The 9,153-nt window shown below is 71.3% G+C and carries 10 protein-coding genes; 3 read left to right on the forward strand and 7 right to left on the reverse strand.

Translation table 11 applies throughout. The features are described from left to right. Positions 1-99: 99 nt before the first annotated feature. On the reverse strand, positions 100-1,602 hold the full coding sequence (locus ACFWCK_RS18860) for a S8 family serine peptidase (protein ID WP_378807306.1): 1,503 nt from the start codon (positions 1,600-1,602) through the stop codon (positions 100-102). A gap of 182 nt (positions 1,603-1,784) precedes the next feature. Here ACFWCK_RS18860 and ACFWCK_RS18865 point away from each other — a divergent pair, with 182 nt between their 5' ends. After that, the gene (locus ACFWCK_RS18865) at positions 1,785-2,180 is read left to right on the forward strand and encodes a DUF3054 domain-containing protein (RefSeq protein ID WP_378807307.1); all 396 of its coding nucleotides are present in this window, start codon (positions 1,785-1,787) and stop codon (positions 2,178-2,180) included. Between the two features lie 31 nt (positions 2,181-2,211). Here ACFWCK_RS18865 and ACFWCK_RS18870 read toward each other — a convergent pair whose 3' ends face one another. Next, positions 2,212-3,246, reverse strand: coding sequence for an endonuclease/exonuclease/phosphatase family protein (locus tag ACFWCK_RS18870; RefSeq protein ID WP_378807308.1), 1,035 nt, complete (start codon positions 3,244-3,246; stop codon positions 2,212-2,214). A gap of 113 nt (positions 3,247-3,359) precedes the next feature. Here ACFWCK_RS18870 and ACFWCK_RS18875 point away from each other — a divergent pair, with 113 nt between their 5' ends. After that, the gene (locus ACFWCK_RS18875) at positions 3,360-4,244 is read left to right on the forward strand and encodes a PHP domain-containing protein (protein WP_378807309.1); all 885 of its coding nucleotides are present in this window, start codon (positions 3,360-3,362) and stop codon (positions 4,242-4,244) included. A 204-nt stretch (positions 4,245-4,448) separates the two neighbouring features. On the opposite strand, the gene ACFWCK_RS18880 is transcribed toward ACFWCK_RS18875, so the two are convergent. Beyond that, the gene (locus ACFWCK_RS18880) at positions 4,449-5,972 is read right to left on the reverse strand and encodes a DEAD/DEAH box helicase (RefSeq protein ID WP_233311965.1); all 1,524 of its coding nucleotides are present in this window, start codon (positions 5,970-5,972) and stop codon (positions 4,449-4,451) included. Between the two features lie 211 nt (positions 5,973-6,183). Here ACFWCK_RS18880 and ACFWCK_RS18885 point away from each other — a divergent pair, with 211 nt between their 5' ends. Continuing rightward, entirely contained in the window at positions 6,184-6,897 is a 714-nt protein-coding gene (locus tag ACFWCK_RS18885; protein WP_233311964.1) for a ferritin-like fold-containing protein, read from the forward strand. Here the strand turns inward: ACFWCK_RS18885 and ACFWCK_RS18890 are convergent. The 4 genes from ACFWCK_RS18890 to ACFWCK_RS18905 form a co-directional block, all read right to left on the reverse strand. Beyond that, complete coding sequence (locus ACFWCK_RS18890) at positions 6,894-8,036, reverse strand: RNA polymerase sigma factor (protein WP_378807310.1); 1,143 nt, start codon at positions 8,034-8,036, stop codon at positions 6,894-6,896. The two genes, ACFWCK_RS18885 and ACFWCK_RS18890, sit on opposite strands and share 4 nt — an antisense overlap. Then, positions 8,033-8,440 (reverse strand): YciI family protein, encoded by a 408-nt coding sequence (locus tag ACFWCK_RS18895; protein WP_378807311.1) that lies wholly within the window; start codon positions 8,438-8,440, stop codon positions 8,033-8,035. Before ACFWCK_RS18895 ends, ACFWCK_RS18890 begins: the two co-directional genes overlap by 4 nt. 171 nt (positions 8,441-8,611) lie before the next feature. Beyond that, on the reverse strand, positions 8,612-8,899 hold the full coding sequence (locus ACFWCK_RS18900; RefSeq protein ID WP_233311958.1) for a hypothetical protein: 288 nt from the start codon (positions 8,897-8,899) through the stop codon (positions 8,612-8,614). 16 nt (positions 8,900-8,915) lie between these two features. After that, positions 8,916-9,140 (reverse strand): DUF3107 domain-containing protein, encoded by a 225-nt coding sequence (locus tag ACFWCK_RS18905; protein ID WP_233311956.1) that lies wholly within the window; start codon positions 9,138-9,140, stop codon positions 8,916-8,918. Positions 9,141-9,153 lie beyond the last annotated feature (13 nt).

Consider the following 9,153-nt stretch of genomic DNA (forward strand, 5'->3'; position numbering starts at 1 on the left):
CTCACCGGCGGACGGGAGCCGGATCCGCCCGCCGCGGCAGCGGAAGAGGCCCGGACCGCCTCGCAGCGCCCCGGGCCCCTTCGTGCGAACCGCGTCAGATCACTGCACGGCCTTGAGCGCGTTCACGATGCCGTGGCCGTAGTAGCTGTTCAGCTCGGCAGTGCCGACGCAGGCGGCGCCCTCGTCGTACTGCGGGGCGGAGCACTCGGTCGGCGTCGCGTCGTCCTCGAGCTTCTGCACCATCTGGGCCGGGGTCAGGTCGGGGTGCGCGGACTTCATCAGGGCGAGCACGCCCGCGACGTGCGGGGATGCCATGGAGGTGCCGCTCTTGAGGCCGTACTTCGCACCGGGGATCGTGGACAGGATCCGGGATCCGGGCGCCGCCACGTCGATCTCGCCGAGACCGCGGTTGGAGAAGTAGGACAGCTGACCGGTCTGGGTGAGCGACGACACCGTCACGACACCGGGGACCTGCGCCGGGATGTCCTTGCAGCCCTGGTTGATCGTGCGCGGAGTCGGCTGCGCGGCGTCGTCGGGGCTGCCCTCGTCGCGCGTGTTGACGGTGAGGTCGAGCCCGGAGTTGCCGGCCGCGGCCGCGCTCACGACGCCCTTGGAGTTGGACCAGTTCACGGCGCGGGCGACGGACTCGCGGACCGCCGCCTGGTCGGGCTGGTCGTCGCACCAGAACTCGAACGGGTCGATGTAATAGCTGTTGTTCGTGACGTCCATGCCGCGCTGGGCGGCCCACATGAAGCCGCAGACCGCGTACTCCGGGTAGATGAACCCGTCGTCGTTGACGACCTTCACCGACGCGAGGCGCACATTCGGGGCGACCCCGACGATGCCGACGCCGTTGCGGACCGCCGCGATCGTGCCCGCGACGTGCGTGCCGTGGTCGGACGTGGTCGGGTACCAGCCGCCGTCGGTCTGGTCGGGGCGCCCGCCGGTGGTGCAGTTGACCGAATCGGCGACGTCGATGTTCGCCTGCAGGTCCGGGTGGGTCGGGTCGATGCCCGAGTCCAGCACGCCGACGAGGACGTTGCGGCTGCCGTCGGTGACCTGGTGCGCCTGATCCGCCTGGATCATCGTCATGTCCCACTGCTGACCCTCGAGCGAGTCCGAACCGGTCGCGGGCACCGGCTCGGTGGGCTCGTCGCCATTGACGGGCTTGTTCTTGCCCTGCTTCCAGCCCGAGGAACCGGGACCCCAGGGCGCCTGCGGGCCGGTGACCTTGTCCTTGACCTCGACCGTGCGCGTCGCGCCGACCGACGCGACGACGTTGCGGCCCTTGGCCTTCACGTTCTCGCGGAACGCCGCGCGATCGGACTGCGCGATCACGACGCCGATCTCGGGCCAGCTCTGCACGACCACGCCGCCGGCGTCGGTCACCGCCTTCTCCGCCTTGCGCGTCTGGCCCGGGTTCGCCTGGCCGGTGTTGACCACGTAGCTCATGACCGTGCCGTCCGGCGGGGTGATCGGGACGGGCGTCGAAGGCTCGCTCGTCGCCGCGGTGGCGCTGACGGAGCCCGCCAGAACCAGGCCCAGCGCCGCGACGGTGCAGGCGATGGTGCGGAACGAGCGGTGGGGGGTTGGCATCCTCATCGGTGAGGGTCCTCTCGTGGGGGTGGGTGCCGACAGGTCGGCGCGGGCGGATGGCCCTGCATCGTTTCTAGCGGGCGCTCCCAGCCATTTCAATGCTTGCTGATAGCCGGGTATCAGGGTAGGAGGAGGGCAGCGGATCCTCCCAGGACGCGACGCACAGCCCGCCGAGCTAGCGTGGAGGCATGACCGAAGCCGCCTCCGTCCGCCGATCCGTTCCGTCCTGGCCGTGGGCGCTGGGGATCGACGCCGTGCTGGTGATCGTCTTCGCGGTGATCGGCCGGGCGAGCCATGAGCACGCGGTCGACGCGCTGGGCGTGCTGGAGACGGCATGGCCGTTCCTGGTGGGACTCGCGGCGGGCTGGCTGGTGCTCCGCGCGTGGCGGGCACCGGCCGCACCGGTGCGCACCGGAGTGCTGCTCGCCGTGGTCACGGTCGTGCTCGGGATGATCCTGCGGGTCGTGAGCGGCGGTACGACCGCGGTCGCGTTCATCATCGTCGCGACGGTCTCGCTGCTGGTGTTCCTCGGGGGATGGCGCGCGATCGCGGCGCTCGTCGTCCGGTTGCGCGCGCATCGCTGAGCGTCCCGACCGACGAGCCTGCGTCTGCACGCTACGGGGTCACGGGCTCCAGCTGCGTGATGAGGGCGCGGTGATCGCTGCCGCCTGATCCGGCAGGGAGGACGGCGGATCCGGTCGCGCGCCAGTGCGCGCTCGCCATGACGTGGTCGATCGGGGCGCCGAGGAGGGCCGGCACCGACGTCGGCCAGGTGCCGACGCCCCCGGAGGCGGAGCGGGATGCCACGTCGCGGCAGGCGCCGAGGTCGCCGCCGCCGGTGCCGAGCCCGCCCATGTGGTCCAGGGTCGCGTTGAAGTCTCCGGCGAGGATCACGTTCTTCCCGGCAGGGCACTGGTCGGCGACCCACCGCAGATCCTGCGTCCAGTCCGCCATCTCGTCCTGGCGCGGGGCCACGGTGTGCACGGCGACGACGATGGGACCGTCGCCGTCGACGGGCATCACGACCGCACTCGGAACCGAGGACGTGTTGCTGGACCCGTCGGCGGAGGAGGGGATGACCGCGTAGTCGCCGAGCGCGGGCGAGATGAGCACCGTGGTCTGCCACGAATCCGGCCCCTGGGTGACCTCGGGCCGGTACTGCACGTGATGCACCCACATCGGGTGCCCCGCCTCGCGCAGCGTGAGCGCGATCTCCTCGCCCACGGCCTCGGTCGTCTCCGGCAGCGCCACGACATCTGCCTTCTGGGCGACGATCGTGGTCGCGATCTCGTTCGCCGAGACCGCCTCGCCCGCGGTGTTCCAGGCGAGCACGCGCACGCTCGTCGCGGTCTTGGCCGGCAGAGCGTCGGCGGTGTCGACGCCGCGCACCGCGAGGATGGCCGCGGACGCGCCGCCGCCGAGCAGGGCGACGAGCGCGATCGACGCCGCGAACCCGCGCAGCGGCCGTGCCAGCAGGAGCAGCAGCGCCAGCACCAGGATCGCGCCGAACGCGAGCACGAGCACCGCGCGTGAGGCCACGATCTGCGTGATCGGGAACGTCTGCTCGAGGTGGAAGAACTGCGGCCAGGTCACGATCGCTGTGGCGATCGCGAAGAGCACGGTGAGGAGGATCCCGATCAGTCGAAACATCGCCTTCGAGCCTAGGCGAGCGGATCTGTGAGGCATCTGGTGCGCAGCCGGGGATCCGCCCTGCCGTCGAGGCCGCGGAGGTCCGAGCGCCGGGGGATCGCTACGCTCGGAGGATGACCGATGCCGATCCGACGTCACGCCCCGCCCTCTTCGACGGGCCGATCGATCTGCATCTGCATTCGAACCGCTCGGACGGCACCGAGGATCCCGCGACCCTCGTCGCCCGCGCGGCGGACGAGGGGCTGCGCACGATCGCCCTCACGGATCACGACACGACGGCCGGGTGGGTCGATGCCGCCGCTGCCGCGACGGAGCGGGGGATGACGTTCATCCCCGGCATGGAGCTGTCGTCCAAGGACGGCTGGCGCAGCGTCCACGTGCTCGCGTACCTGTTCGACCCGACGGATCCGGATCTCCTCGCCGAGACGGCGCGCATCCGCGACGACCGCATCGGGCGCGCCGAGCGCATCGTGCGCAACATCGGCCGCGACTACGCGCTGCGCTGGGAGGACGTGCTGGAGCAGACCGATCCCGGCGCGACCGTGGGGCGGCCGCATATCGCCGATGCGCTCGTCGCACGCGGGATCGTGCGGGACCGCAGTGAGGCCTTCGACGGGATCCTGCATCCGCGCCAGGGATATTACGAGGCGCACTACGCACCCGATCCGCTCACGGCGATCGAGCTCGTCGTCGGAGCAGGGGGAGTGCCGGTGATCGCGCATCCGGCCGGCCGCGAGCGCATGACCGATGCGACCCTGCGGCGCCTCATCGATGCGGGCCTGGGCGGACTGGAGGTCGACCATCGCGAGAACACGGCCGAGGGGCGCGCATGGCTGCGCGGCATCGCCGTGGAGCACGACCTCATCGTGACCGGTTCGAGCGACTACCACGGCGCGGGCAAGCCCAACGTTCCCGGTGAGAACACGACGGATCCGGCCATGCTGCAGCGCATCATCGATCGCGGATCCGGCTCGGCGCCGGTGTATCCGGTCGGGTAACCCTGCCCGCGTGGGCTGACCCTGCCCGCGTCGATCGTCGCCTGCCCGGGTCGGAGCGTTTCGAGCCTTCACGGCCGAAACCCCCTTTTGGTGTCGAAACCCCCTTGCAGATCCGTCGCTGCGAGGGGGTTTCGACGCTCAGTGGGGGTCTCGGCGCTCGCGCCCCACCTTCTGCGACGGGAGCGTCGGTGAGAGCGGGGGCGGTCAGGCCCCGGGCTGCGGGGCGCTGCCCGCGGCGGCACCGCCGGAGGGGCGGCGGCGACGGCGGCGACGACGCTGTGCGGCGGGCTTGCCGTCGTGGTGCTCGGCGCCCTGGCCGTCGTGGGTTCCGGATCCCTCGGCGGCGCGATCGGAGTCACCGGATCCCGAGGCCTTGGCGGCGGGAGCGTCGGCGCCCTCGGCGAAGGTCGACCCGACCTCGTCCTCCGCGTTGCGGCGGCGGCGGCGACGGCGCGTGGTGCCCTCGCTCGTGCCCTCTGCGGCCGCGTCGGCGGCTCGCTGGGGCTCGCGCTGCTTGCGGGCCGGCTTCTCGGACACCGGGGCGGTGACCAGGCGGCCCTTGGTGCCGGCCGGGATGTCGAGGTCCTCGTAGAGATGCGGGCTCGACGAGTAGGTCTCGATGGGCTCGGGCTGGCCGAACTCGAGCGCGCGGTTGATGAGGGCCCACTTGTGCAGGTCCTCCCAGTCGACGAACGTGACCGCGATGCCGGTCTTGCCGGCGCGACCGGTGCGACCGGCGCGGTGCAGGTACGTCTTGTCCTCGTCCGGGATCGTGTGGTTGATCACGTGGGTGACGTCGTCGACGTCGATGCCGCGAGCGGCGACGTCGGTCGCGACCAGAACGTCCTTCTTGCCGGCCTTGAACGCGGCCATGGAGCGCTCGCGCTGATCCTGGCCCATGTCGCCGTGCACGCCGCCTACGTTGAAGCCGCGGTCGCTCAGCTCGTCGACCAGTCGCTGCGCCGCGCGCTTGGTGCGCGTGAAGATCACCGTCTTGCCGCGACCCTCGGCCTGGAGGATGCGGGCGATGACCTCGTCCTTGTCCAGCGAGTGCGCACGGTAGACCAGGTGCTTGATGTTGGCCTGGGTGAGGCCCTCGTCGGGGTCGTTGGCCCGGATGTGGATCGGGTTCGTCATGAACCGGCGCGCCAGCGCCACGATCGGTCCGGGCATCGTCGCCGAGAACAGCTGCGTGTGACGCACGGCGGGGACCTTGGAGAAGATCTTCTCGATGTCGGCCAGGAAGCCGAGGTCGAGCATCTTGTCGGCCTCATCGAGCACGACCTCGGTCGCGTGCGAGAGATCGAGCAGCCGTTGGCCCGCGAGGTCGATGAGACGGCCGGGGGTGCCGACGACGATCTGGGCACCGGCCTTGAGCTGGTCGATCTGACCCTCGTAGGCCTTGCCTCCGTAGATCGCGACCACGCTGGTCGAGCGATTGCTCGTCAGCAGGTCCATGTCCTCGTACACCTGCACCGCGAGCTCGCGGGTGGGCACGACGATGAGCGCTTTGACGCCCGGCTCGGGGTCGAGCCCGAGGCGCTGCACCACGGGGATGCCGAATCCGAAGGTCTTGCCGGTGCCGGTCTTGGCCTGTCCGATGATGTCCTGGCCGGGCAGGCCCAGGGGGATGGTCTGCTCCTGGATCGGGAAGGCGTCGACGATGCCCTTCGCCGCGAGGGCGTCCACGATGTCCTGATCGATGCCGAGATCGGCGAAAGAAGTCACAGTCTTTGATTGCCTGTCCGGCGGGCCTTGCGATCGCGGGCGCCGCCTCGTTGATGGGGTCCACGCCGAATCCGTATGCACAGGCGCGGGGCTCCGATCCGTCGCCGGAGCGGGATCCAGCCTACCGGAGCGGGCTCTCCTCTCCGGGATCGGAATGATCGGCGTGCGCGGCGCCCCGGTTCGCGGGCGACGGCTCGACTAGGCTGGGCCCGTGGTGAGGTGGTTCTGGCAGCGCGACAAGGCGCCGCGGCGCACGCTGGTGCTCCGCTCCCGGGGCGATGCGGGTGACGCGACCCGGGTCGACTTCGCGGAACTGGCGCCCGAGCTGAACACCTTCCTCGGTCAGGCCGCCTATCTGCAGCTCGGCTACTTCGAGACGCTGACCCGCCTCATCCGCGCGACCGACGATCTCGCGGAGAAGGAGATCCTCTCCCGAGCCGCCGGGGCGGCCCTCGCCAAGCACCATGGCATCGTCGCGATCATCTCGGCGCACGGCGACAGGCCGACCGAGGTGATGCTGCCGTTCCGCGAGCAGCTCGACGCCTTCCGCCGCAAGACGCTCGGCCCGCGCATCGCGGAGACCATGCTCGCGGTGTACCTCACCGCGGGCATGCTCGACGACTTCTATCTCGCTCTCGCGTCGAGCTACGGCGAGACGGGGGCGAAGGTCGCCAGGATCCTCTCCGAGGCTGACGACCGGCACGAGATCATCGGCATCGTGCAGGCCACGATCGCGAGCGACGAGCAGTGGCGCTCCCTGCTGTCGATGTGGGGGCGCCGCCTGGTGGGCGACACGATCCTCGTGGCGCGGGCGGCGCTGCGCCCGCACCTCCCCGGCGCCGAGGACGACAAGCTGGAGCCGGTGTTCACCGAGCTCATGGGCGCGCACGCCCGGCGGATGGACGCGATGGGGCTCGCCTCCTAGGAGCGACGTCGAAGTCGTTCGGCTTCGCGGAGCAGGTGCTCCTGCTCGAGGACGCTGGTCGCGCGCCGCGCGGCCTCGGCGTAGTCGGCTGCCGCAGTCTCGAGGTCTCCGGCGCGCTCGTGCATGTAGGCCAGCGCCGCGCGATGGCGTGGAACGCTCTCGTCCACGGCCCCGAGCGCCACGAGGCCGGCCTGCGGGCCGTCCGCCTCGCCGACCGCGATCGCGCGACCGAGGCGGACCACCGGCGAATCCGAGAACGCCAGCAGTTCGTCGTACCACTCCACGATCTGCACCCAGTCGGTGTCGGCCGCGCTCGCGGCGTCGGCGTGCAGGGCGGCGATCGCGGCCTGCACCTGGTACGGGCCGAGGCGGTCGCGGGCGAGCGCGGCCTGCAGGATCTGCACTCCCTCGGCGATCGCCGCGACGTCCCACCGCCGGCGATCCTGCGCGGCGAGCGGCACCAGGCGGCCCGAGACGACCCGTGCGGGCCGCCGGGCGTGATGCAGCAGCATCAGGGCGAGCAGCCCATGCGCTTCGGGCTCGTCGACGAGCGCGGTGAGCTGGCGGGTGACACGCAGCGCCTCGGCCGCGAGATCGATCTCGCCCGAGTACCCCTCGTTGAAGAGCAGGTACAGCACCCCGAGCACGCGGGACAGATCCCCGGGGCGGTCGAGCGGGATGCCGGCGAGTCGCTGCTTGGCACGGCTGATGCGCTGCGCCATCGTCGCCTCGGGGGTGAGGAACGCCTCGGCGATCTGCCGCGTGGTGAGTCCCGCCACAGCGCGCAGCGTCAAGGCGATCGCCGAGGCGGACGTGAGCACCGGGTGCGCGCAGAGGAAGTACATCCCGAGCGTGTCGTCGTGCTGCGGCACGGCGCCGGCATCCGGCTCGCGGGCGACGCGCTCCTCACGCGCCGCCCGCGCGGAGTCGCTGCGCACCTGATCGATGAACGCGCGCCATGCCGCGGTCACGAGCCACGCCCGCACATCCCGTGGCGGGGCGCCCGACCGCTCGACGGTGCGCACCAGCGCCGTCTGCACGGCATCCTCGGCCGAGGCGAAGTCCGCCCCGCGACGGACGAGGATGCCGACGACCTCGGGGATCGCGCGGCGCAGCGCGGCCGCGTCCTCGGGCGTCATCCCAGCTCGGCGGGCGGCGCGCTCATGACCTCGCGCAGTTCCAGCCACTCGCCGAGCGGCTCGCCGCCGGCCCAGGGCGCCGCCGAGAGCTCCGCGGCGAGTTCCAGAGCGCGGTCGTACGAGTCGACCTCGACGAGCATCCATCCCGCGATGAGATCCTTCGTCTCGGCGAACGGGCCGTCCACGATCGGAGGGCGACCCTCGCCGTCGAATCGCACCCACGCGCCATCCATCGAGAGTCCCTCTGCGGACACCATCTCTCCCGAGGCGATGAGCCGCTGCTCCATGTCCTGCATGTACTGGATGTGCGCGGCCCAGTCCTCAGGGGCGAGCTGATCCATCGGCGTCGTGTTCGCCGACGGACGACCTCCGCGGTAGTGCTTGAGCATCAGATACTTGGCCATGTCGACCTCCCTGTCGGTGCGGCCCATTCTGGCCGCTTCACAGAGGAGACGGAACCGGATCCCTGTTCTCGACATCGTCCGGCGGATCCGTCGAAAACGACCCGACCCCGACTGAGGTGCCTTGGATGCCGGCACCCGTTCGAGCCCGGGATCCCGTCGAGGCGATGAGGCTCAGACGCCGAGCTCGGCGCGGCGCACGGCGTCGCCGTGACGACGCACGCGGGTGAGGACCGCGCCGACGGCGGCCGAGATCACGACCGCTCCGCCGAGGGCGATCAGCCACAGCCACGCGTTCGACTCCTTCAGCCCCGCCCACTGGCCGAGCGCGTAGGCCGCCGCCGCGACGGCGGTGGCGATCGCCGGGACGAGCGCGACCCCGCGGAGCTCCCGGTGGGGGATCGCGAAGTGCACCACGACGCCGAGTGCGCAGGCGGCGATCAGCGCGAGCAGGATGTACATGCGGCCCTGGCCCGCGTCAGGCCACGAAGCCGACGCGGCGGGACTCCTCGGTCCCGAGCTCGACATAGCCGAGGTTCGCGGTCGGCACGATGTAGGAGTTGCCCTTGGTGTCGCTCAGCGTCACGTGGCTCGCACCCTGATCGAGGGCGCCGGCGATCTGCGTGCGCACCTCGTCGGCGGATGCCGAGGTCTCGAAGCTGAGCTCGCGGCCGGTGTTGATGATGCCGATGCGGATCTCCACGGAATGCTCCTTG

The sequence above is a fragment of the Microbacterium sp. NPDC060117 genome, from assembly GCF_042729315.1.
Classification (GTDB): domain Bacteria; phylum Actinomycetota; class Actinomycetes; order Actinomycetales; family Microbacteriaceae; genus Microbacterium.

Bases quoted from the DNA above. Each gene is read 5' to 3' on its own strand.
- ACFWCK_RS18860 (WP_378807306.1), bottom strand. From the start codon at position 1,602: ATGAGGATGCCAACCCCCCACCGCTCGTTCCGCACCATCGCCTGCACC.
- ACFWCK_RS18865 (WP_378807307.1), top strand. From the start codon at position 1,785: ATGACCGAAGCCGCCTCCGTCCGCCGATCCGTTCCGTCCTGGCCGTGG.
- ACFWCK_RS18870 (WP_378807308.1), bottom strand. From the start codon at position 3,246: ATGTTTCGACTGATCGGGATCCTCCTCACCGTGCTCTTCGCGATCGCC.
- ACFWCK_RS18875 (WP_378807309.1), top strand. From the start codon at position 3,360: ATGACCGATGCCGATCCGACGTCACGCCCCGCCCTCTTCGACGGGCCG.
- ACFWCK_RS18890 (WP_378807310.1), bottom strand. From the start codon at position 8,036: ATGACGCCCGAGGACGCGGCCGCGCTGCGCCGCGCGATCCCCGAGGTC.
- ACFWCK_RS18895 (WP_378807311.1), bottom strand. From the start codon at position 8,440: ATGGCCAAGTATCTGATGCTCAAGCACTACCGCGGAGGTCGTCCGTCG.
- ACFWCK_RS18900 (WP_233311958.1), bottom strand. From the start codon at position 8,899: ATGTACATCCTGCTCGCGCTGATCGCCGCCTGCGCACTCGGCGTCGTG.